The sequence below is a fragment of the Nocardia sp. NPDC004718 genome (assembly GCF_053601535.1).
Map to the genome: position 1 here is coordinate 1 of NZ_JBSGCA010000057.1, position 23,734 is coordinate 23,734.

A 23,734-nucleotide genomic window follows, 5' to 3' on the forward strand; every position below is an offset into this window, starting at 1 on the left:
CGTCCGAGCGACCGCCGCTTGCTCCTTCGTCGCGTACGCGGCGGCCGCTCGGACGCGAGCCGGGCCGCGAACGGCGGATGCTCGGTCTCGCTTCGCTCGGAAGACGTGGTTGAGGTTGGCTGGGCGCGCTGGTCTCCGACCTGGGGAAAGGGTGCGCGCGGGGAACGCGGGGAAGCGGTGCGCGCGGGGAACGCGGGGAAACGGTGCGCGCGGGGAAACGGTGCGCGCGGTTCGGGTCCGAGGGGGCCGACGGGGTGTTCGGGGCCATCTGGTGGCCGATTGGTTTGCCGGGGTCGAGTGACCGCGGCTTCGGCATGTCCGACCCACAAGGCCATGGGTATGTGCCTGAAACGACTCGGAGCCCGCGCGGGGCGCGAGCTCCGAGAGGGGCAACTTGTCCGGGATCAATCCTCGGTGGTGGCGTCAGCCCTAAGGTAATCGCGGTGGAGCGGGGAACGCGGCTTCGGCTGGGGCCGGGCCGTGTGGCGGGTGTACGGCGGGGTGCTGTGGGGGTAGCTGTGGCGGACTGGTCGATGCCGGTGCGCCTGCCGGGGCCTGGGCGAGTGGGGTTCGTGCCGCGGGCGCCGGGCCGATCGACGGTGTGGGTGTAGCCGTGGCAGGGGCGCCGTTCGGGATCGGTGCGCTGCCCGGAGCCGTGCCGGCCGGAACTCCATTGGCCGGTGTGGGTGTAGCCGTGGCGGGGGCGCCGTTCGGGATCGGTGCGCTGCCCGGAGCCGTGCCGGCCGGAACTCCATTGGCCGGTGTGGGTGTAGCCGCGGCAGGGGCGCCGTTCGGAATCGGTGCGCTACCGGGAGCCGTGACGGCCGGAGCTCCGTCGGCCGATGCGGCTGGAGCCGGGGGATGGTGCGGGATCGGGGCGCTCACCTGCGCCGCGACCGGGTTCCGGCTCATTTCCTCCTGGTAGGTGTCGTTGTAGGTCTTCCATATCGTCGTGACGATGCCGGTGAGCTGGTTGAGAATCAGCGAGCCGTGCTCGAAGTCGGCGCGCAGGCCGTCGGAGACCGGGTGCGCGTTGCGCAGGGGGAGTCCGAGCGCACCCGTGTCGGCGCCGAGTTGCAGGAAGCGGTCCAGGATGGTGCCGAGCACTTCGACGACCTGTCCGTCCGCGGCGGTGTAGACGTAGCCGTTGGCGAACTTCGCGTACTGCCTGCCCTGCGCGGCGGCCAGCACGTCCGACCGCGCGGCGCCGAGCGGGCCGTTCGGTCCACCGGACTGCGACCAGTGCCTGGCGATGATGTTGTCCTGCACCATGTTCAGCAGCTTGGTGGTCAGCGCGGCGAGGCCCGCCACGTCGGATTCGCCGGGCGGGGCAACCTGGCTGTCGTGCGTGCCGGGGGCGCCCGGCGTACCGGCGGCGATGTCGCGGATCCGATCCATCAGCGCGTACGCGGCGTCGCCGGGGCAGGTGGTGTTGCCGACGTCGCGATGTGCGAAGACGATCGGCAACCGCACCGCCTCACCCTCGGCGTACGAGGTGAAGGAGGTGCCCTCGGAATACATCGTGGTTGAGCCTTTGGGATCGAGTCCGGCGACCTTGGCGCGCCACCCGACGAAAGCGCCGACCGCCTGGATCGCCTGCTCTGTCGGTTGCTCGGACTCGTAGTTGCCCATCAGCGCGACGCCCGAGGTGTTCTCGTTGAACCCGCCCGCGTGCGCGCCCTGCACCGGGCGGTCGAGGCCGCCGAAGCGTCCCTCGAAGACCTGGCCGTACTTGTCGACGAGCGCGTTGTAGCCGATGTCGCACCAGCCCAACGTCTTCGCGTGATAGGTGTAGATCGCGCGGACGATGCCCGCCGACTCGGACTTGCTGTAGTCGTTGCGGCCCGCGGTGTGGTGCACCGTGATGCCGCCGAGATGGTCGTCGTAGGTCGGCTGGTCGCAGCGGATGGATTCGTCGGCGCCCCACTGGGCGCGGGTGATCACGCTCGGTCCGCCGCCGGGCAGCGCGGCGGCGACGCTGTGCAGGTCGCCGTCGGCGGTGGCGCGACCGGGATCGATCAGCACGGCGGTCAGGTCCGCGGACTGCTGGGCCGGGTCGTCGGAACGCGCGGCGGGGTGCGGAGCCGGGTCGCCCGGTCGCGACTGGTCGTCCGCGATGGGTCCGGGCCGCGCCACCGGCTGGATCGTCGGAGCTGCTTGCTTACGGGTGACCAGGACCTGCACGGCGTTCGTGTTGCCAACGTAGATCGGCTCCGTGCCGTCGGTCGAGCCGGGACCGGAGTGATCGGTGCGGTAGGTGTCCACCGCCTCGGTGTCGTACCAGGGCCCCCAGGTGCCGTCGGGCTGGCGGGCGCGGATCGTGGCCTTGGTGTCCGCCAGTCGGCGCGCGGTGAGTGCGACCATGCTGAACGAGGTGCCGCTGGAGAGTTCCTTCACCTGCGCCCCCACCTGGCTCATCAGTTCGGGGGCCACCGCACCGGGAGACAACGCGGGGGTGTCGGGAGTGGTGCCGGGCTGGAGCCGGGTGGGATCGGCGATGAAGCGCACACTGCTCGTTGGCGCCCCAGAAATCGGCTGACCAGCGGAATTCGGGCTTTCGGGTGTGTGACTCGGAGTGAATTCCGAACCGGAGGTTTGGACGGAATTCGAGCTGGGTAGTCGCATTCCTTCCGGTGGCTGCGCGCCTGGTGGCAGCGGCCCGTCCGGAATCGGAATGCCCGGGGCGCTCTGCAGCATGCGCAGATCGGAAAGATGCAGATCAGGCAGGCTCAATCCGGTGAGTTCGCGCAGCGGTAACACGATATCGGGCGCGCGCGTGAGTGCGACCTCGGCGAGTTCGGCCGCGACGGCGGCCGGCTCGCTGTTGGTGGCGGTGCGGTAGTCGTTCGAATCGCTGAGCATGAGCGTGCCGAGCGGGGCAGCTACCGCGAGGGTGGTGACAACCGGTAGCACGTAGGAGCGTTTCGGTTTGCGGTACCGCACGAGCGTCTCCAATCAGGTCGTACCAGTGATCATGTGTGATTCAGGGTCACTTCCTGATGTATCAACAGTCACAATTGCCACATTTGTCACATGGCTAAACCTCTGGTTGAGGATTATGTGATTGCCTGAATGTAGCTCGATGATTGCTAGCGCGTCTGGAAAACGTGCGGAATAGGTGGAGATCTACCGGATCTGTAGACCGTGGGAGTGAACGGATGCATCGTAATACGCGCATGCGGAGATCAGGAAAATGCAGGTGAGAGCGATATCAATGAGCCGGGGCCGAACCGGGCGTCCGCATCGGCGAGCGATTCGCCTCCTGGTGCGCACTTCACTGTTGCTCGTCGGAGCCGGAGTGATCGCTGGAGCCCTCGCCGCGCTTCCGGCTCGGCCGGGCGACGTGCCGTATCGCCCGCTGGCCGGACCCGGGCACGGCCGAGGCCTGAGCCAGGTCGGCGCGTACGAAAGCGCCCGAGCGGGGTGGGGAGCCGACCGTATCCTCGCGCACTACTACCCCGGTGCGACGCTCGGCACCGTCGCGCCTTCCCCTGTTCGGGTCCGCCTCACGGCACAGGACGGCTCCTCGCTCGACACCTTCGCCGCGACCGGCCTGCGAGTGGCGGGCCGACAGGTGCCGCCCGGCCAGGCCGCACACCTCACGCCGCTGCCCGATGGCGGCGCGAATGTGGTGGTGACGGTCGGCTGCGACGGTGAGGTGCTGTGGCAGGCGCCGACCGACGACCCCTGGATTCATCCCATCGACGCACGTCCGAATCGCCCTGTGGCGGAACATCTCACGGTGTGCGGTGGTCCGTCGTACCGCGGCGCCCTCGGCGTCGCCCTCGAGGATGGCGCGGCACGCACGATCAACCAGGTGGATGTCGAGGACTATCTCCTCGGCGTGGTCCCGGCCGAGATGCCACCCAACTGGGCGGATAAGGGAGCGGTCGAGGCGTTGCGTGCCCAGGCGATCGCGGCCCGCTCGTATGCCTTTGCCGAGCAGCGTTATCCGTACGCGCAGACGTGCGACACGACGGCCTGTCAGGAGTATCCCGGTACCGCGCGGGAGGACCCGCGGACGGCGGCCGCCGTCGCGGCCACGGCGGGCGCGGTACTGCTGCGCGAAGGCCGGATCCTGCGGACGGAGTACTCCGCCGCACCGGGCGGTGGGGAACCGGCGGATATCCACACCATGGACGTCGGGCCGGCGCCCGGTGAGCTGCTCACCACCGCTCCGGCCGACGATCCACGGACGCAGGCGGCGGTCACCGAGTCGGCGGCGCAGGTCACCGAGTCGGCGATCGATGCCGAGTACCGCCGTATCGGCGGCGCGAACAGTTCCCTCGGTGCGCCGGTCGGACCGCAGATGATCCTGCCGCAGCGTGCGGGGATCTACCGGATGTACACCAACGGCATGATCATCGTGACGCCCACGCTGGGCGCGCAGGTCGTGGACTACTCGCGCATGGTGCAGGCGGTGCCGGAAGCTGCCGGTGCGCAACAGGTTCCGGCTGGGACATCGCCTGGTGCCGCTTCCACGCCTGGCGGTGCGGCCCAGCCTGGACAGGCAGGCACCGCACCTGCCGGCGGACCTGCGCCAGTCATCGGGATGCAACCCTCAGCGGAGAAGTCTCGAATCGCAGAATCGCCGCCCGCATCCCCGCCTGCCGCGGCCGTGCCGTCCAGTTGATGCGACGCCGCCGCGGGTCTCGTCCCTCCGGCCCGGTCCGTGCGACTCGGCCGGTGCGCGCACGAACCCGCGAGCAAAGCGTCGTTCGGACGATGGGTCTCGTACCAGCTGTGTTTTTCGAGGTTGACTTTGACGTAACGTCAACTTGCAAGCTGGTTACACCGACGAGAGCACGAGGGAAGACGGGTCGTGGGCGGCAAGGAGTGGTCCATCCAGGATCTGGCGAAGGCGGCTGGTACCACCAGTCGCACGCTGCGCCATTACGGACAGTTGGGGCTGTTGCCGCCCAGCCGGATCGGAGCCAACGGCTACCGGTACTACGACCAGCACTCCCTCGTGCGGTTGCAACGCATCCTGCTGCTGCGTGAACTCGGCCTCGGCCTTCCGGTCATCGCCGAAGTCCTTGCCGGAGAGCAGGAAACCGCTGCCGCGTTGCGTACGCACCTGGAACTGCTCCGGCAGGAACAGGATCGGATCCGGCGGCAGATCGACTCGGTGCGAACCACGCTGCACAAGACGGAAAGAGGTGAACAACTCGTGGCAGCAGAAGTTTTCGACGGCTTCGACCACACGAAGTACAAGGACGAGGTGATCGAACGCTGGGGCAAGGACGCCTACGAGAGCGGTGACCGCTGGTGGCGCTCGATGTCCGACGCGGACAAGAAGAACTTCCAGCAAATCCATCTCGACATCGCCGCCGACTACGGCCGAGCGCACGCCGACGGACTCGCGCCCGACGCCGACGAGGTGCAGGCCATCGTCCAGCGCCACTACGAGTGGATCGGCATCGGCTGGCAGGGTCGTCCGGTGGTGCGGGAGGCGTTCGTCGATCTCGGCGAGATGTACGTCGCCGACCCGCGGTTCGCGGCGAACTACGACGTGCACGGCGCGGGCACCGCCGAGTTCGTGCGCGACGCGATGAAGGTCTACGCCGAGCAGCGGCTGTAGCGCACAACTCTCCGGCGGCCGGTACGCAGGTGCGCGTACCGGCCGCCGGATCAACTTTCGTCGTCGCGTCCGAGCGCGTGCATCAATTGGTCCTCCGTGATCGGAGGCACGGGAAGCGGGTGGGCGGCCTCCGCGCGCAAGCCGTCGAGTATCAGACCGAGGTGGCGCCGCCAGGCTTCGGGCGCGATATGACTGGTCGCCTCGACGATTCTGGTGTGTGACCAGGTGATGAACGCGATGTCCTCGAGTACCCAGTCGGCGCGCAGCACGCCGGCCTCCTGCGCGCGGGTGATGATCCGGCGCATCAGGCCGTGACCGTGTTCCTGGGCCTGCGCGATGGCGCGACTGGGTGCGGCTCGCACGGCGAGTTCGCTGAGCAGCCGGTCGGCGGCCTGTAACGCGCACACCTGCTCCACCAGGTAGACGAACGACTCCCACGGGTCATCGATGGCGAGCGCGTTCTCGGCGATACGGCTGCCCGCTTCGATCCGGTCCTCGACCGCGGCCGCGATGAGGTCGTCGCGGGTCGGGAAGCGGTTGTAGAGCGTGCCGATGGCCACCCCGGCGCGGGCGGCGATCTCTTTCAGCGGCGCGTCGAGACCGCGTTCCTCGAAGACGGCGCGGGCGGCGGTCACGAGCGCGTCCCGATTGCGCTGGGCATCGCTGCGTAACGGCTTGTCCACGGGCCGATCCTACAAATCGGGCAACACACATATGTTGAGCATTGGTTCAACTTAATGCTACTGTCCATCGCGTAACTTGAACCATGTCTCAACTTAATCAGGAGTGGCAATGTCCAAGACCATCGCGATCTTCGGGTACGGACCCGGCCTCGGCGTCGGCACAGGACGCCGATTCGGCCGCGAAGGCTTCCGGGTGGCCGTCATCGGCCGGGATCCCGAAAAGGCGCGGCGGCACGCGGAGGAGTTGACGGCCGAAGGCATCGAGGCCGCGGCCTTTCCCGCGGATGTCACGGTTGGCGCGCAGGTCACGGGGGTGATCGAGAAGATCGAGGCGACGTTCGGGCCGATCGACGCGGCCATGCACGGCGCGGCGGGCAACATGAGCGATCGCATCCCTTCCACCCTGGCGGTGGATATCCCTTCCCTCGATGCGCCCATCGCGCTGAAGCTGCACTCGCCGATCCTGGTGACGCGCGCGCTCGCGCCGAAGATGGTGGAGCGAGGCGAAGGCGCGCTGCTGTTCTCCTCGGGTTCGTCCGAGCACTACGTGGCGCCCTATCTGGCCAACTTCGGCATCGCGCTGGCCGCGCAGCGCGGTTACCTGCGCCAGCTCGAGGTGGAATTGCGCGGTACCGGCGTCTACGTCGGCTTGCTCAACATCGGCGTGCTGATCGACGGCAGCAAAGCCGCGCAGATCATCGATGAGAATCCGGAAGTGATCCCGGCTGGCCTGGAGATCGTCCGTATGAGCGGCGACGAGCTCGGCGATCACTATTGGCGGCTGTACACCGAGCGGGACAAGGTGGAGCTCGACGTAGGTTTCCCGGTCTGAGACCCGTCCCGAGAAGACCCTCGAGCGCGCACCGGCTCCGGCGACCGGGAGCACCCGGAGCCGAGCGCGCTCACCGGGCCGCGGCAGTAAACAACCGGTCAGTTGCCAAAGAAGTCCATTTGGGCAAACATCCGGCGAAATGCTGAGGTCAGGAACGTGAAACCGGGTGCGGCGAGTGGTGTCGCTCAGCGCAGTTCCGACTCCACCCGGACGCGGCGGGGACTTCCGATACTCTGGGCTCCCGTGACCGTCGCATCGTCCCCGGGTACCTCCGTCCATTCCGCCTCACAGTTCGATCTGATCGTCGTCGGCTCCGGATTCTTCGGGCTGACCGTTGCCGAACGCGCCGCCTCCGTGCTGGGTAAACGGGTTCTGGTGATCGAACGGCGCCACCACATCGGTGGCAACGCCTACTCCGAGCCGGATCCGGAAACCGGGATCGAGATCCACAAGTACGGCGCGCACCTGTTCCACACGTCGAACAAGCGGGTATGGGACTACGTCACCCAGTTCACCGAGTTCACCGGCTACCAGCACCGCGTCTTCGCGATGCACAAGGGACAGGCCTACCAGTTCCCGATGGGCCTCGGCCTGGTCTCCCAGTTCTTCGGCCGCTACTTCTCGCCGGAAGAGGCGCGCGCGCTGATCGCGGAGCAGGCCTCGGAGATCGAGACCAAGGACGCGCAGAACCTCGAGGAGAAGGCCATCTCGCTGATCGGCCGCCCGCTCTACGAGGCGTTCGTCCGCGACTACACCGCCAAGCAGTGGCAGACCGACCCGAAGGAACTGCCCGCGGGCAACATCACCCGCCTCCCGGTCCGCTACACCTTCGACAACCGCTACTTCAACGACACCTACGAGGGCCTGCCCCGCGAGGGCTACACGAAGTGGCTGGAGAACATGGCCGCCTCCGACCTGATCGAGGTGCGCCTGAACACCGACTGGTTCGAAGTGCGCGAGCAGTTGCGCGCCGAGAGCCCGGACGCGCCGGTCGTCTACACCGGCCCGCTGGACCGCTACTTCGACTACAGCGAAGGCGAGCTGGGCTGGCGCACCATCGATTTCGAGACCGAGGTGCTGCCGCTCGGCGACTTCCAGGGCACCTCGGTGATGAACTACAACGACGCGGACGTGCCCTACACCCGCATCATCGAGCCGCGCCACTTCCACCCCGAGCGCGAGTACCCCACCGACAAGACGGTGATCATGCGGGAGTACTCCCGGTTCGCGCAGACCGGCGACGAGCCGTACTACCCGATCAACACACCGGAGGACCGGGCGAAACTGCTGGCCTACCGGGAGCTGGCCAAGCAGGAGACCGCCACGGCGAAGGTCGTCTTCGGCGGCCGTCTCGGCACCTACCAGTACCTGGACATGCACATGGCGATCGGCAGCGCGCTGAGCACGTTCGACAACGTGCTGCACCCGCATCTTGCGGATGGTGCGCCGCTCGTGGACCAGGAGGCTTAGGAGCGGAATGACCTCCCAATCCATTCTGGAAGACATGACCACCGAGACCCGCGCCAAGTCGCTGTTGCAGCGCATCATCCTGCCCCGGCCGGGCGAGCCGCTGGACGTGCGCACGCTCTACGTCGAGGAGTCGCAGACCAACGCCAGGCGCGCGCACGCGACCACCCGTACGTCGCTGTCGATCGGCGCGGAGTCCGAGGTCTCCTTCTGCACCTACTTCAACGCGCTGCCCGCGAGCTACTGGCGGCGCTGGAGCATCCTGTCTTCGGTGGTGCTGCGGCTGGAACTGGCCGGTCACGGGCGGGTGGACGTGTACCGATCCAAGGCCGACGGCTCGCGAATCCACGTGCAGGGCAAGGAATTCGCAGTCGCGACCGGCGCCGACTCGGTGGTCGTCGAATTCGAGACCGACCTCGGCCCGTTCGAGGACGGCGGCTGGATCTGGTTCGACATCACCACCGACACGGCGGTCACGCTGCTGTCGGGCGGCTGGTACGCGCCGATCGATGCGCCCGGCGAGGGCAGCATCGCGGTCGGCATGCCCACCTTCAACCGGCCCACCGACGCGGTGAAGACGCTCGCCGCACTCGGCTCCGACCCGCTGGTGCTGGAGAAGGTCGCGGCCGTCATCATCCCGGACCAGGGCACGAAGAAGGTCGTCGACGAGCCCGGCTTCGCGGAATCGGCGGCTGCGCTCGGGGATCGCCTGTCCATCCACGACCAGCCCAATCTCGGCGGGTCCGGCGGCTACAGCCGGGTCATGTACGAGGCGCTGAAGACCACCGACGCCGAGTACATCGTCTACATGGACGACGACATCGAGATCGAGCCGGACTCCATCCTGCGCGCGCTGGCCTTCGCCCGCTTCGCGAAGTCGCCGGTGCTGGTCGGCGGTCAGATGCTCAACCTGCAGGAGCGCTCGCACCTGCACGTCATGGGCGAAGTGGTCGATCGCGGCATCTTCATGTGGACCGCGGCGCCGAACGTCGAGTACGACCACGACTTCTCGAAGTATCCGCTCAAGGACCGGGACAACTCGAAGCTGTTGCACCGGCGCATCGACGTCGACTTCAACGGTTGGTGGACCTGTGTCATCCCGCGGCGCGTCGCCGAGGAGCTCGGCCAGCCGCTTCCGCTGTTCCTGAAGTGGGACGACGCGGAGTACGGCTTGCGCGCTCGCGCGGCCGGGTACCCGACCGTCACGCTGCCCGGCGCGGCGGTGTGGCACATGGCGTGGAGCGACAAGGACGACGCCATCGACTGGCAGGCGTACTTCCACTTGCGCAATCGCCTGGTCGTCGCCTCGCTGCACCTGCCGGGCAACGGGCGCGGCATGGTCGTCAACACGATCAAGGCGACGCTGAAGCATTTGCTGTGCCTGGAGTACTCGACGGTCGCGATCCAGAACCTCGCCATCCGCGACTTCCTCGCAGGCCCGGAACGGTTGTTCCAGCTACTGCCCAGCGCTCTGGGGGCGGTGCACGAGCTGCGCAAGCAGTACCCGGACGCGGTGATCCTGCCTTCGTCCACCGAACTGCCGCTGGCCAGCCACATCGGCGTGGGGGCGGTCGGTGAGCCGGCCAATCCGATCGCCAAGGTGGCGCGGCTGACCAAGGGCGTGGTGCACAACTTCCGCTCCGCGCGCACCGAACACCACGAGACCCCGCAGCTGAACGTGCCGACGCTGGACGCGCGCTGGTTCCTGCTCTCGCAGGTCGACGGCGTCACCGTCACCACGGCCGACGGCCGCGGCGTCGTATACCGCAAGCGCGACCCCCGCCAGGCACTCGGCCTGTTCAAGGAGGCCATGCGCCTGCGCAAGGAGCTGGCCGCCCGTTTCCCGGAGATGCAGCAGCGCTACCGCGCCGCTCACCCGCAGCTGACCAGCACCGCGGCGTGGGAGAAGGTCTTCGGCATCGACACGGAGGATGAGCAGCAGTGAGTCTCGGAGCGAGCGCCGCCGACGACGCGGCGGTGCAGTCGCCGCTGCACAGCGCCAACGGTCACGGCGGCCCGGTGTCCGCGCAGGCCGGGCAGGCGCCGCCGGAGGTCGCGATCATCAACGCGGTGCAAGCCACCCTCGGCAGCAAGCCCGCCGTGGTGTCCGCCGCGCGTGGCCTGTCGCACTTCGGCGAGCACGCGCTCGGCTGGGTCGGCATCGCCGCCGCGGGCTGGCTGGTGGACAAGCCGCGGCGCAGACAGTGGGCCGGGGTCGCGGTCGGCGCGGTCGGCGCGCACGCGGCCTCGATCGTCATCAAGCGCGTCGTTCGCCGTCCGCGCCCCAACGATCCGTCGGTGCAGGTCAACGTGGGGACGCCGAGCAAACTCAGTTTCCCGTCCTCGCACGCGACCTCGACGACGGCAGCGGCCGTGTTGCTCGGCAGATTGACCGGGCTACCCTTGCCTGCGGTGCTCGTCCCCCCGATGCTGCTTTCGCGGGTGGTCCTCGGGGTGCACTACCCCACCGACGTGCTCGCCGGTTCCGCGCTCGGCGCCGCGTCCGCCGCCGCCCTGATCGCCGCCGAAAAGAGACTCGACAGTGACCGCACAAGAAAGAGCCTTCGTTGACATGAGTGAAGAGCCGACCGGCGCCGACCTGGCCGAGGCGGTAGTCAAGGGCCCGCCCAAGACGCTGGCCGGCGGTCTGTTCAAGGCAGTCCGTCCGCGGCAGTGGGTCAAGAACGTATTGGTGCTCGCCGCGCCGCTGGCCGCGGGCACGGCGACCAACGTGGACGTGCTCGCGCACGTCGGCATCGCCTTCGTGGTGTTCTGCATGGCGGCATCGGGCATCTACCTGGTGAACGACGCGCTCGACGTGGAGGCCGACCGGGCGCATCCGACCAAGCGGTTCCGGCCGATCGCCGCGGGCGTCGTCCCGGTGAACCTGGCCTACCTGCTGTCGGCATTGCTGCTGGCCGGGTCGATCGCGGGCTCGTTCCTCGCCTCGTGGCATCTCGCCGTGGTGATGGCGGTCTACATCGGCATCCAGCTGGCCTACTGCTTCGGGCTCAAGCATCAAGCCGTGCTGGACATCTGCATCGTGTCCTCCGGCTTCCTGCTGCGCGCGGTCGCCGGTGGCGCGGCGGCCGACATCGAGCTGTCGCAGTGGTTCCTGTTGATCATGGCCTTCGGCTCGCTGTTCATGGCGGCGGGCAAGCGCTACGCGGAGCTGCAGATCGCGCTGGGCACCGGCGCCAAGATCCGCAAGTCGCTGGAGTACTACACGCCCACCTACCTGCGCTTCATCTGGACGCTGGCCGCGACGGCGGTGGTGGTGTTCTACGGGCTGTGGGCATTCCAGCAGGACGGCATCAAGGACACCAACTGGTTCGCGATCTCGATGGTCCCGTTTACCATCGCAATCCTGCGTTACGCGGTCGACGTCGATGGGGGCGAGGCCGGGGAGCCGGAAGAGATCGCGCTGGGGGACCGCGTCCTGCAGTTCCTCGCAATCGCCTGGATCGGAGCGGTAGGTGTCGCTGTCTATCTCACCTGACGAGATGCTGGTGGCGGAGCGAACGGAATACGCGGCGGAGCGGTCGGCCGATGAGTCGTCCGGCTCCGCGTCGCGGTTCGCGCGTCTGTCCAAAGCCACGTTCGTCGGTGGGATCACGCTCACCGTTGTTCTTTTCGCGGTCGGGGGCTGGCAGCGGCGGTGGATCGCCGACGACGGTCTCATCGTGTTGCGCACGGTGCGCAACCTGCTGGCGGGCAACGGCCCCGTCTTCAACGAGGGCGAGCGCGTCGAAACCAACACCAGCACCGCGTGGACCTACCTGGTCTGGTTCTTCAGCTGGCTGACCCAGGCACGGCTCGAGTACGTGGTGCTCGGCGTCGCGCTCACCGTCTCGCTGGCCGCGGTCGTGTTCGCCATGCTCGGTTCGGCGCGCCTGTGGGGCGGGACCCGCACCGGGCTGTTGCTGCCCGCGGGCGTGCTGGTCTACATCGCACTGCCCCCGGCCCGCGACTACGCCACCTCGGGTCTGGAAAGCGGCTTGGTGATCTGCTGGATCGGCCTGCTGTGGTGGCAGCTGCTGCGCTGGAGCCAGGCCAAGTCGGTGCGCCTGCCGGCCCTGCTCGGACTGGTCTTCCTCGCGGGGCTGGCCCCGCTGATCCGTCCCGAGATGACCTTGGTCGGCGCGCTCGCGCTGCTGATGATCTTCTGCGCGCCCATGCCCGAGAGCAGGCTGCGGCCGATCGTGCTGCGCGCGGTGATCGTCGCGGTGGCCGGACTGGTGCCGCTGGGCTACCAGATCTGGCGGATGGGCTACTACGGCCTGCCCTACCCGAACACCGCCGTCGCGAAGGACGCGGGCGGCGCCAAGTGGGGGCAGGGCTTCACCTACCTCTGGGACCTCGTCGGTCCGTACTTCCTGTGGGCGCCGCTGCTGGTATTGCTGATCGCCGGTGTGCTCGCCGCTCGCACGGGTGCGACTCGGAACTCGCGTGCCGGAAACGAAGACGCGCGTGGCTGGTCGATCGGCCGCATCCGGGAGTGGTTGCGCTCGCCGGGCGCGGTGGTCGCTTCGGTTCTGGCCAGCGGGTTCCTCCTGACCATTTACGCGCTTCGGGTCGGTGGCGACTTCATGCACGGCCGAATGCTGTTGCCCCAGCTGTTCCTGTTCCTGCTCCCGGTCGCGGTCATTCCGATCCGGGCGCCGCAGGGCGGTGTGCGCGCGGCCACCGCCGCCGACTGGTCCTACGCGGCGCTGGCCGTGGCATTCGTCGGCGTCGCGGGGTGGGCGCTGTTCGCGGCCGACACCACCGCGATCAAGACCGGCACCAAGATCACTTCGACCGGCATCGTCGACGAGCGCGTCTACTACGTGCTCAACACCGGGCACGACCACCCGATCCTGGCCGAGGATTACTTGGACTACCCGCGCATCCGCGCGATGGTCGACGACATCACCGCCACTCCGAACGGCGGTCTGCTGCTCAATTCGCCGTCGTTCATGTTCTGGTACATCGCTCCGCCGCCCCAGCCGATTCCGGAGGGTGGCGCCGGGCACACGGTCTACTTCCTGAATCTCGGCATGACCAGCATGAACGTTCCGCTGGACGTGTCCGTGATCGATCCGATGGGCCTGGCCTACCCGCTGGCCGCGCACACCGACCGGCTCACCGACGGCCGGATCGGCCACGACAAGAGCCTGTACCCGGACTGGGTCGTCGTCGATACCGGCATGGTGGACAAGAAACCGTGGATGCCCTGGTACCTGGACGAGAAGTGGGTCGCCCAGGCGCGCACCGCGATGTCCTGCCCGGACACCCAGGCGCTGTTGATCTCCTACCGCGATCCGCTCACCTTCGAGCGTTTCCGGCACAACCTGCGCAACGCGTTGCGGTTCGCGAAGTACCGCATCGATCGCGTCCCGAAGTACGAGATCCAGCGGTGCGGACTGGTCGATCCCTTCCCGCAACCGGCCGCGCAGCGCTGATCCCGTGAATCACATTGGGCCCACTGGGCACGGTGGGCCCAATGGTCCCATTTTGCGAGGTAGATAAAGTGGCGTACGCCGCTTTATCTCTTTTTGGTAACGCCACCGTGTCGATACCGATATACGCTACGACCGTATGCCCGGCCTGGCGTCCACCGGTCGTGGGCATCGACGGGTTACCGTGTGGACGGCTTGCCGCTGTCGCTGTGCAAACGAAAGGTTGAAACTGATGCGAGGCGTGATCGGGCGTCGTCTGAATTCTCGAAGAGCGGGTTCCTGGCTCAAGCGGTCCATGCTGGTTTCGCTGGCTGTTCTGCTACCGCTCGGGGTGTCGGTGGCAGGCCCTGCCGCCCCGGCGTCCGCCGCGTTCAATCCGGATGGCATGGATTTCTGGGTCGACTCCGAAATGGGGCCGATCAAGTCGCGCATCTTCCGCGCCGCCGATGGCAACACCGGCCGCGTGGTGTACGCGCTGGACGGCATGCGGGCGCGTACCGACCTGAGCGGCTGGGAGATCGATACCGAGGTCGCACGCGAGCTGACCAAGTGGAACATCAACGTGGTCATGCCGGTCGGCGGCCAGTCCAGCTTCTACGCCGACTGGAACGGCCCGAGCGATTTCTTCGGCCTCGGCAGCGCGGGCTCGTCCTCCACCGGCTCGGCGAACTCCGGTTCCGGCCTGCTGACGGGTTCCGCGGGCGGACCGGGCAAGACCAGCACTTACAAGTGGGAAACCTTCCTCACCAACAACCTTCGCTGGGCGCTGCGCGACCGCCTCGGGTTCAACCCGAACGGCAACGGCATCTTCGGTCTTTCCATGGGCGGCAGCGCCGCGCTCACTCTCGCGGCCTACCACCCCGACCAGTTCCGTTACGCCGGTTCGTACTCCGGGTACCTGAACATCTCCGCGCCGGGTATGCGTGAGGCGCTGCGCGTGGCGATGCTGGACGCGGGCGGCTACAACATCGACGCGATGGCGCCGCCGTGGGGTCCGCAGTGGCTGCGGATGGACCCGTTCGTGTTCGCGCCGCGGCTGAAGGCGAACAACACTCGCTTGTGGGTCTCCGCCGGTAGCGGTCTGCCCAGCGGGGCGGACGGCATCAGCTTCAACACGCTCAACGCGATGGGTCTGGAAACGCTGGCCCTGGCCAACACCCGCGCGTTCCAGGTCCGGATGCTCACCCTGGGCGCGAACAATGTCACCTACGACTTCCCGGCCGTGGGTGTGCACAACTGGAACTACTGGGCCGATGAGGTCTACCGGATGATCCCGGATCTGTCCGCGAACATCGGGTAGTAGCCCGGCCATAGCGAGGAAAGGCCGTTTCGCGCCATCGGCGCGGAGCGGCCTTTCGGCGTTTACCCGGTCGTCCGCGGGTACTTCGGCAACGAATATGAAGAGAAAACGGCTTCGGTAGTTGTGGTCTGGATCACTATCCAGCAACATGAAGGCATTCGTTTCCAATTGATACCCGAACAGCATGCATCAAGGTCGATTCGTCCGGTTTCTTGGTGGGCGTCGCGTCTTGGTGTCCGATGAGGGACCGGTTGAGATTGCCAATAGTTTGCCTAGCCGGGCCGCCCGAAGGAAAGGTCGATGTGATGCGTAGTGCGCGCGGGAAGCGCTGGCCCCAGAGGTCCCGAGTAGCCGGTTCATGGTTGCGACGGTCCGCCCTCGGCATCGCCGCGGCGATGCTGCTGCCGCTCGGGGCGACCATCGCGGGTCCGGGCGCCACGGCCTCGGCGGCGTTCGACCCCGCGGCCTTCGATTTCTGGGTCGATTCCGGCATGGGTCCGATCAAGACCCGGATCCTGCGTGCCGCCGACGGCAACACCAATCGCGTCGCCTACGTGCTGGACGGCATGCGGGCGCCGGAGACGCTGAACGGCTGGGAGATCGAGACCAACATCCCGCAAGTCCTGGCGAGCCAGAACATCAACGTGGTCATGCCGGTCGGTGGCATGTCGAGCTTCTACGCCGACTGGATCGCGCCCAGCGAGTTCTTCGGCATCCCGGCAGGCGCGGGCTCCAGCACCGGTTCCGGCGGGCTGGACGGGTTCGCGGGCGGGCCCGGCAAGAGCTACCGGTATCAGTGGGAGACCTTCCTGACCAACAACCTGCGCTGGGCGCTGCGCGATCGCCTGGGATTCAACCCCAACCGCAACGGCGCCTTCGGCTTGTCGATGGGCGGTAGCGCGGCGCTCACCCTGGCGGCCTACCACCCGGACCAGTTCAGCTTCGCGGGCTCGTTCTCCGGCTATTTGAACAACTCGGCGCCGGGTATGCGGGAGGCGATCCGCGCCGCCATGCTGGACGCGGGCGGCTACAACGTCGACGCGATGGCGCCGCCGTGGAGCCCGCAGTGGCTGCGGATGGACCCCTTCGTGTTCGCGCCCAACCTGATCCGCAACGGCACCCGCCTCTGGATCGCCGCGGCCAGCGGACTGCCCTCGGCCGGCGACCCGCCGAGCTTCGGCACCCTCAACGGCATGGGGCTGGAGAGCCTGGCGCTGGCTAACACTCGCGCGTTCCAGGTCCGGATGGCGACCTTGGGTGGCGGCAACGCCGTCTACTCCTTCCCGCCGTACGGTATTCACGCCTGGAACAACTGGGCTGACGAGGCCATGCGAATGATCCCGGATATGTCGGCGAACATCGGCTGAGTTGGATTTCCAGCGCCTGCGGCGCTGGGTGTTCGCGGCCCTCTCTGGCTCGCGTCAGAGCGGACGAGACTCGCGCCTGCGGCGCATGCGCTTCGTCCACTCTGACGCGAGCCGCGCCGCGAACGGCGCTCGTAAGACTCGCACCCGAGTGGGTTCAGTGTGTGGGGAACTTGCGCTTTCTGGTGTGCGGCGGGATTGGCGGGGGGCATTTGTTTGCGGTTTGTGCAGTTGTCTTCCTGGCCGTAGGGGGCTGCGCGTTCTCGGGGGCGCCGGCTTGGGGGAGTGGGGGTAGGTAGTAGGGGGTACGTGGGTGCGATGCGGGGAAGTCCGGGGGCATCCCACTCAATGTTTGCTGTGTGATCGCTGTGGAGTGGTTATCACTGCTTGGGACTGTTTGCCCGAAGTCGCCTCTGTGGCTATCACGGCAGATCACGGTTCCGATCACGGTTCGGTCACTGGTCCGGGTGGACTTTGCCCCGTCGCTCGGAGGCGCCGAGGGCCTGTGGCGAGGGCGCTGGAGGTGTCGGGATTGCGAAGATCTCGGGTCGGTGACAGTTCCCGCCAGGAGCGCGAATATCTTGCGTTCCAACACGACATCACCGCGAGAACGCGATAAGGTCACCGCATCATTACCTTGCGTGAACGGATGGATTTCGGCCAGTGGAAAGACCCGGATCTTGCTAAAGCGAGGGGCGTCGAATATCGTCCAGCGAGCGCAAGTGTGACCAGATCGTTGTAGCGCCGTCATGGGGATCGGATTGTCGGGACCATGTCCGTGACGCGCGTCTCGTTGGCAACACGGGTGCCGCTTCGCCCCTCGGGCGGCGAGCGGCACCACAACAGCAGAAAGAGAGCAGGATTCATGCGTTTCGGCAGGGCGGCCGCGCCGAAGAGAACACAGTCGGGACGGCGAGGCGCGGCTCGCGGTTGGCGTAATCGAATTCTGGCTGTCGGTGCCGCCGCGCTGGCGCTACCGATCGCCGCAGGCCTGGCAACCCCGACTTTCGCCGCAGCGGCGCCGTCGGTGCACACGCCGGTGTTGCGGGCGCCCGCGGGCGGCTTCGAGGACCTGATGGTCCCGTCCAGCATGGGCCCGATCAAGGTGCAGGTGCAGTGGGCCGCACGCGGCGGCAACGCGGCGCTGTACCTGCTCGACGGTCTGCGCGCCCGCGACGACCGCAACGCCTGGACGTTCGAGACCAACGCGCTGCAGCAGTTCGGCAACGACAACATCACCCTGGTGATGCCGGTCGGCGGCCAGTCCAGCTTCTACACCGACTGGTACGCGCCGTCGAACACCAACGGCCAGAAGACCACCTACAAGTGGGAGACCTTCCTCACCAAGGAACTGCCCGCCTTCCTGGAGGGCTACGGCGTCTCGCGCACCAACAACGCGGTCGTCGGCCTGTCCATGGGCGGTAGCGCGGCGCTGGCTCTCGCGGCCTACCACCGCGACCAGTTCAAGTTCGCCGCCTCCTACTCGGGCTACCTGAACATCTCCGCGCCGGGTATGCGTGAGGCGATCCGCATCGCGATGTTGGACGCGGGCCGCTACAACGTCGACGCGATGGCCGCGCCGTGGAGCTCGCAGTGGCTGCGGATGGACCCGTTCGTCTTCGCGCCGCAGCTGCGCGGCCTGCCGATGTACATCTCGGCCGCCAGCGGCCTGCCGGGTCAGTACGACCAGCCGAACTCGGCGGTCGGCGTGTTCAACACCGGCAACGGGATGGCGCTGGAGGCCCTGTCGCTGGTGAACACCCGCGCGTTCCAGGCCCGCCTGAACTCGCTGGGTATCCCGGCCCGGTTCGACTTCCCGGCCGCGGGCACCCACTCCTGGAAGTACTGGGAGGGCGAGCTGTTCGCCTCGCGCAACATGATCCTGGACGCCACCGGCGCCTGGTGATCTGATCCACCTCGTCGCATTCAGGCCGCACCGATTCGGTGCGGCCTGAATTGCGTTCGGGGGCAGCCATGATCGCGCGACAGCGAACATTGTTTGCTGTGCAGCGCGTGTCTCCCGTAAACGTCGCTATAACGGGAGTACAAAGCTTTTGTGGCAGGGATTACGCGCGGTAGCTGTGGCATACGCGGGCGTCTCGTCGCGCGTTCGGCACGCGAGCGGCTCATGCTGCTCGCCGCCACGATGGTGATCCCGCTAGCCGCGAGCGTGTCCGTCGAGGCTCCCGCCGTCGCGGAGCCCACGGCGGCCGTGGCCGCGCCCGCGCTGGAGAAGGTCCAGTGGCTCAGCGACCGTCGCGTCGCGCTGTGGGTGACCTCGCCGTCCATGGGGGTGCCGATCCAGGTCCAGCTGCTGCTGGCCAGAGACTGGAACGCCCACCCGGAGGCCAGATTCCCCGTCCTGTTCCTGCTCGACGGTCTGCGCGCGACCGACGACGAGAGCGGCTGGACGAAGGAGGCGGGGGCGGTCGATTTCTTCGCCGACAAGAACGTCACCGTGGTGCTGCCGGTGGGTGGGCAGGCCAGCTTCTACGCCGACTGGCTCCAGCCGGACAACGGCCGTACCTACAAGTGGGAGACTTTTCTCACCAAGGAGCTTCCGCCGCTGCTGGAGAGTCATTGGCGTGCGACACCCGTGCGGGGCGTGGAAGGCCTCTCGATGGGCGGCACGGCCGCGATGTTCCTCGCCGCCCGCAATCCGGGCTTCGTGCGGCACGCCGCGTCGTATTCGGGGTTCCTGACCACGACGACGCTGGGCATGCCGCAGGCCATCGAGTTCGCCATGCGGGATGCGGGCGGCTTCGACTCCGCCGCCATGTGGGGCAGGCAGACGGACCCGGAGTGGGAGGCGCACGACCCGTACGTGCTGGCCGACAAGCTGCGAGGAGTCAGTCTCTACGTCTCCAGCGGCAGCGGCGCGATCGGTCCCTACGACCACGCCCTCGGCATTCCCGGGGTGAGCACCAACATCGCGGGCATGGGATTGGAGATCCTCTCCCGGCTCACGTCGCAGAACTTCGTGACCAAGCTGTCCAAGCTGGCGATACCCGCGCAGGTGAACTATCGCCCGTCCGGCACCCATTCCTGGCCGTACTGGGACTTCGAGATGCGTCAGTCCTGGACCCAGGCCGCGTCCGCGCTCGGCGTCGATCAGGGCAAGCCCGCCTGTCAGCCGGGCGGCGCGATCGGCCCGGTAGCAGCCGCGGCGGGCTGGCTCGGTGATTGCCTCACCGGAGAGTACGCCGTGGCAGGAGGCACCGCGCAGGACTTCAAGGGCGGCCGGGTGTTCTTCACGCCGGACAGTGGCGCTTACCCGGTCGGCGGCGTATTCGGGCCCGGTTACCAGGCGGCGGGAGGACCTACCGGACCGCTCGGGCTGCCGACGGGCGAGGAACGCGCACTGGAAGACGGCCGCGGCCGGTTCCAGGCATTCCAGCACGGCGCGCTCTACTGGACGCCGCAGATCGGCGCTCAAATGGTGCGTGGCGCGATCTTCGACGAGTGGGGCAAGCAGGGGTTCGAACGTGGTCCCGCCGGTTACCCGACAGCGCCGGAGGCCAAGACACCGAGTCGCGACGGCGCCGTGCAAGCCTTCGAGAACGGTCCGTTCTACTACAGCCAGGCCACCGGCGTGCACCGCGTCCAAGGCCTGATCCTCGGCAAGTACGCCCAGCTGGGCTTCGAGAACAGTCCGCTCGGCTTCCCGGTCGCCGAAGAGCAGACGGTGAAGGACGCGGGCCGCTTCAGCCGATTCGAAGGCGGGGCCATCTACTGGAGCCCGGTGTCCGGCGCTTGGGCGGTCCGCAACGGCCCGATACTGGATGCTTGGCGCGACGCCGGCTACGAGAACGGCAAACTCGGCTTCCCCACCGGCGACGAGTTCCCCATCTCGGACGGCGTGCAGCAGAACTTCCAGGGAGGTTTCATCACGCTGCGCGACGGCAAACCGGAACTGCACGCTCTTTGAGTGCGACCGGTGCACGGCAGCCCGCGCGCTCCCACCCGACCTGCCCGACCCGCGCCACGTGTTAGCGGATGCGCCTGGGTGAGGTCGTGCGCGGCTTCCGGATCGACCGCACGAATGGGTCGCGGACGCGAGCCACAAGGGGGCCGCGAACACGCCGCGCGAAGGCGCGGCAAATTCGACACCGCTAGCCTGGTGGGCGACCCGACCCCGCTCAGTGACAGATCGAGGACAAGAATTCATGCATCGGACCCGTGGAAAGGTATTCGGCGTGGTTGTGGCGATTGCCGCAACCGGCCTGCTCGCCGCGTGCGGCGACAATGATTCGACCGCGACGAGCACGCCATCGCCTACCCGCACCACGACGGCAGCGGCGGCGACCACGTCGCCGATCGCTTCGACTCCCGCCGAAACCGGCCAGCCCGCTCCCGCGCCGGAGCAGCCCACCACGACGGTGGCGCCCGAGCGTCCGCAGCCGGTGCCGACCGGAGCCGTCCCGCCCGCGGACACCTCGAAGCTCAGCGACAAGGACAAGAAGTTCCTGGACGAGCTGGCCAAGCAGGGTGTCACCCCGTCAAGCCCGGACATCGCGCTGAGCATCGGCGCGTACGTCTGCCAGGGCACCGCCGCGGGCGCGTCCGATCAGGATCTGATGACCTTCGTCAACGCCATGGCAGGTTCGGATCCGTCCTTCGACCCGGCGAAGATGCCGGTGGAGAAGGCCGGGCAGATCTACATCTCCACCGCTCGCGCCACGTACTGCCAGTGAGTTCGCGCGTCCGTTCGACCTCCCGCCGGTCCAAGCCGGCGGGATGTCTGCTCGTGATCGGCGGCATCCTGCTGATCGTCCTGGTGGTCCTGCTGCTGTGGTACCTGCTCGCAGGGCGTTTGCGCCCGCCCGGCCCCGGGCCGAAACCGCCGGAACGCCCGACCTCGCAGCCCGCGAGCTGTCCGGATGTGCAGATGATCTCGGTGCCCGGCACGTGGGAGTCGAACAGCGCCGACGATCCGCACAATCCGACCGCCAACCCGGTGTCGCTGATGCTCAACGTCTCCGGCCCGATCACCCAGCGGTTCCCGAGCGAGCGGGTGGACGTGTACACCGTTCCGTACGTCGCGCAGTTCTCCAATCCGATCGCGATCCCGCCGGACGGCCAGCAGTCGTACAACAACAGCCGATCCGAGGGCACCCAGCGGATGGTCGACGCCATGGTCGCGCGGCACCAGGAGTGCCCGCTGACCACCTACGTGCTCGCGGGGTTCTCCCAGGGCGCGGTGATCGCGGGTGACGTCGCCGCGCAGATCGGTGCGGGCGCGGGTCCGGTGCCCGCCGATCTGGTGCTGGGCGTGACGTTGATCGCCGACGGACGCCGTACCGGCGACAACGGCCCGGGCCAGGCGATCCAGATCGGCACCCCGCCGCCGGGTGTGGGTGCCGAAGTCGCGCTGAAGGGGTTGAACGTGCCCGGCATCACGATGACCGGTCCGCGTCAAGGGGGCTTCGGCACGCTGGCCGATCGCACCTACACCATGTGCGCGCCCGGCGATCTGATCTGCGACGCACCCCGGGAGGCGCTGAGTCCGTGGAACATCCTGGGCAGCGTGAACACGCTGGTCCGGGCCGCGGGAAACCCGGTGCACACCCTCTACAACAGTTTCGTCGTGGACGGCGACGGCAACACCGCGACGCAGTGGACGGCGAACTGGGCGGCCGGACTCATCGAGACAGCGCCGCATCCGGCTCATTCGTGAAAATTCACAGCCCGTGAGATACCCCGCACCGGATTGGCGTGACAAGCGCAACTCGAGTTGGGTAGCACGCTGTAAAGTGCGCTGGTGATCGCGACGCCGGGCACCACCCCAGCGCGGACCCGAAGCGGGCGTCGCGCCCGTATTTTCCTTACAGCCAGGAGCATGAGTTCATGACAGAAGCCGCCGCACCGGCCACCACGGCGAGCCGTGACGCGGATGCTGCGTTGTCCGCGCTGGGCACTCCGTTGCGCCCGTTCCGCTTCGCGGCGGCCGGGGAAGGAAACAAGCAGGAGGGCGGCGCGCGGAAGTTCGTGCAGACCGCTCAGCAGGCCGAGGAGTACGGCTTCGACACCTTCGTGGTGCCCGACCACCTCGGTGAGCAGATCGGGCCGATCGCCGCGCTCGGCGCGCTGACCCAGGCCACCGAGAAGATCCGGCTCGGCACGTCGGTGCTGGCGAACGGTTTCCGCCACCCCGTCGTGCTGGCCAAGGATCTGGCGACCATCGACGTGCTGTCCAAGGGCAGGCTCGAGGTCGGCGTCGGCGCGGGCTGGATCAAGGAGGAGTTCGAGAACGCGGGCATCCCGTACGAGTCGCCCGGTGTCCGGCTGGAGAAGCTGGACGAGTCGTTGACCATTCTCGACGTGCTGCTGCGCGGCCAGGAGTGCACCTTCGAGGGCAAGCATTACCAGGTCCGCGGTGTCAAGGGGACCCCACGGCCGCGGCAGGGCCCACGCCCCCCGATCTGCACCGGCGGCGGCGGTCCGAAGATGCTGCGGCTGGCCGCCAAGCACGCCGACATCGTCTCTGTCGTTCCCGTGACCACCAAGAACGGCAAGGGCCTGCTCTCCGGCATCACCATCGAGAAGGCCGTGGAAAAGGTGAATCTGATCAAGGAGGCCGCCGGTGACCGGTTCGCCGACATCGAGCTGAACTGGGCCATCACCGCCATCGTGATCACCGACGATCGCGAGAAGACCGCGGAGATGGCGCTGTCGGCGTTGGACCGGGGACTGCACCCGAACCTGGAGGTCGATGTTCAGCTGTCCGTCGAGGACATCCTGAACTCGCCCTACGTGGCGATCGGAACATTCGAGGAGATCGCCGAGCAGATCCGCCGTGTGCGGCAGCTCACCTCGATGTCCTATGTCGGTGTATTCCCCACCCAGATGGACGCGTTCGCCCCCGTTATTCCCCTGCTGCGGGACGAGTGAGCCGGTCTTCTCTGTAACATGACTCTGGTTTGAGTACATCTAGCCGATAGCGGTCACCGCGCAGACCGCACAAAATCTGCAGGCTGGCTCTGCACTTGGAGCACCCGCGGGCGAAAGCGAGTCGGGGCCTCACAGGTAAAAGCGGCGATCTCGCCGTCTTGCTGCGTGTGCCTCG

The 23,734-nt window shown here is 67.6% G+C and carries 17 protein-coding genes; 15 read left to right on the forward strand and 2 right to left on the reverse strand.

Translation table 11 applies throughout. The features are described from left to right. Nucleotides 1-429 precede the first annotated feature (429 nt). Entirely contained in the window at nt 430-2,943 is a 2,514-nt protein-coding gene (locus tag ACWEH3_RS30295) for an N-acetylmuramoyl-L-alanine amidase (protein ID WP_450016889.1), read from the reverse strand. Nucleotides 2,944-3,298: 355 nt separating this feature from the next. Here ACWEH3_RS30295 and ACWEH3_RS30300 point away from each other — a divergent pair, with 355 nt between their 5' ends. Both ACWEH3_RS30300 and ACWEH3_RS30305 read left to right on the forward strand, forming a co-directional pair. Further along, entirely contained in the window at nt 3,299-4,633 is a 1,335-nt protein-coding gene (locus ACWEH3_RS30300; RefSeq protein ID WP_450016891.1) for a SpoIID/LytB domain-containing protein, read from the forward strand. 189 nt (nt 4,634-4,822) lie between these two features. Next, nucleotides 4,823-5,581 (forward strand): MerR family transcriptional regulator, encoded by a 759-nt coding sequence (locus ACWEH3_RS30305; RefSeq protein ID WP_450016893.1) that lies wholly within the window; start codon nt 4,823-4,825, stop codon nt 5,579-5,581. A gap of 50 nt (nt 5,582-5,631) precedes the next feature. On the opposite strand, the gene ACWEH3_RS30310 is transcribed toward ACWEH3_RS30305, so the two are convergent. Beyond that, complete coding sequence (locus ACWEH3_RS30310) at nt 5,632-6,264, reverse strand: TetR/AcrR family transcriptional regulator (RefSeq protein ID WP_450016895.1); 633 nt, start codon at nt 6,262-6,264, stop codon at nt 5,632-5,634. Between the two features lie 109 nt (nt 6,265-6,373). Here ACWEH3_RS30310 and ACWEH3_RS30315 point away from each other — a divergent pair, with 109 nt between their 5' ends. The 13 genes from ACWEH3_RS30315 (at nt 6,374) to ACWEH3_RS30375 (ending at nt 23,559) form a co-directional block, all read left to right on the forward strand. Continuing rightward, nucleotides 6,374-7,096, forward strand: a complete 723-nt coding sequence (locus tag ACWEH3_RS30315; protein ID WP_450016897.1) for an SDR family NAD(P)-dependent oxidoreductase — start codon at nt 6,374-6,376, stop codon at nt 7,094-7,096. Nucleotides 7,097-7,339: 243 nt separating this feature from the next. Further along, nucleotides 7,340-8,566: a UDP-galactopyranose mutase gene (glf, locus tag ACWEH3_RS30320; protein ID WP_356963340.1), complete on the forward strand. Its 1,227-nt coding sequence runs from the start codon at nt 7,340-7,342 to the stop codon at nt 8,564-8,566. 7 nt (nt 8,567-8,573) lie between these two features. Beyond that, entirely contained in the window at nt 8,574-10,508 is a 1,935-nt protein-coding gene (locus tag ACWEH3_RS30325) for a glycosyltransferase (protein WP_450016900.1), read from the forward strand. Nucleotides 10,509-10,582: 74 nt separating this feature from the next. Further along, entirely contained in the window at nt 10,583-11,134 is a 552-nt protein-coding gene (locus ACWEH3_RS30330; RefSeq protein WP_450016936.1) for a phosphatase PAP2 family protein, read from the forward strand. A gap of 1 nt (nt 11,135) precedes the next feature. After that, the gene (locus ACWEH3_RS30335) at nt 11,136-12,062 is read left to right on the forward strand and encodes a decaprenyl-phosphate phosphoribosyltransferase (protein WP_450016902.1); all 927 of its coding nucleotides are present in this window, start codon (nt 11,136-11,138) and stop codon (nt 12,060-12,062) included. Nucleotides 12,063-12,066: 4 nt separating this feature from the next. Further along, nucleotides 12,067-14,007, forward strand: a complete 1,941-nt coding sequence (gene zomB / locus ACWEH3_RS30340) for a flagellar motor control protein ZomB (RefSeq protein ID WP_450016938.1) — start codon at nt 12,067-12,069, stop codon at nt 14,005-14,007. Between the two features lie 229 nt (nt 14,008-14,236). Beyond that, on the forward strand, nt 14,237-15,304 hold the full coding sequence (locus tag ACWEH3_RS30345; protein WP_450016904.1) for an alpha/beta hydrolase: 1,068 nt from the start codon (nt 14,237-14,239) through the stop codon (nt 15,302-15,304). A gap of 305 nt (nt 15,305-15,609) precedes the next feature. Continuing rightward, complete coding sequence (locus tag ACWEH3_RS30350) at nt 15,610-16,671, forward strand: alpha/beta hydrolase (RefSeq protein WP_450016906.1); 1,062 nt, start codon at nt 15,610-15,612, stop codon at nt 16,669-16,671. 862 nt (nt 16,672-17,533) lie between these two features. Then, nucleotides 17,534-18,574: an alpha/beta hydrolase gene (locus tag ACWEH3_RS30355; RefSeq protein WP_450016908.1), complete on the forward strand. Its 1,041-nt coding sequence runs from the start codon at nt 17,534-17,536 to the stop codon at nt 18,572-18,574. A gap of 222 nt (nt 18,575-18,796) precedes the next feature. Then, complete coding sequence (locus tag ACWEH3_RS30360; RefSeq protein WP_450016940.1) at nt 18,797-20,596, forward strand: alpha/beta hydrolase-fold protein; 1,800 nt, start codon at nt 18,797-18,799, stop codon at nt 20,594-20,596. 268 nt (nt 20,597-20,864) lie between these two features. Next, the gene (locus ACWEH3_RS30365; protein WP_450016910.1) at nt 20,865-21,362 is read left to right on the forward strand and encodes a DUF732 domain-containing protein; all 498 of its coding nucleotides are present in this window, start codon (nt 20,865-20,867) and stop codon (nt 21,360-21,362) included. After that, nucleotides 21,353-22,345: a cutinase family protein gene (locus tag ACWEH3_RS30370; protein ID WP_450016942.1), complete on the forward strand. Its 993-nt coding sequence runs from the start codon at nt 21,353-21,355 to the stop codon at nt 22,343-22,345. The genes ACWEH3_RS30365 and ACWEH3_RS30370 overlap by 10 nt, the downstream gene beginning before the upstream one ends. Before the next feature lie 170 nt (nt 22,346-22,515). Further along, a complete protein-coding gene (locus ACWEH3_RS30375) occupies nt 22,516-23,559 on the forward strand; it encodes an LLM class F420-dependent oxidoreductase (RefSeq protein ID WP_356963344.1) in 1,044 nt (347 codons plus the stop codon). The last annotated feature ends 175 nt before the right edge of the window (nt 23,560-23,734 follow it).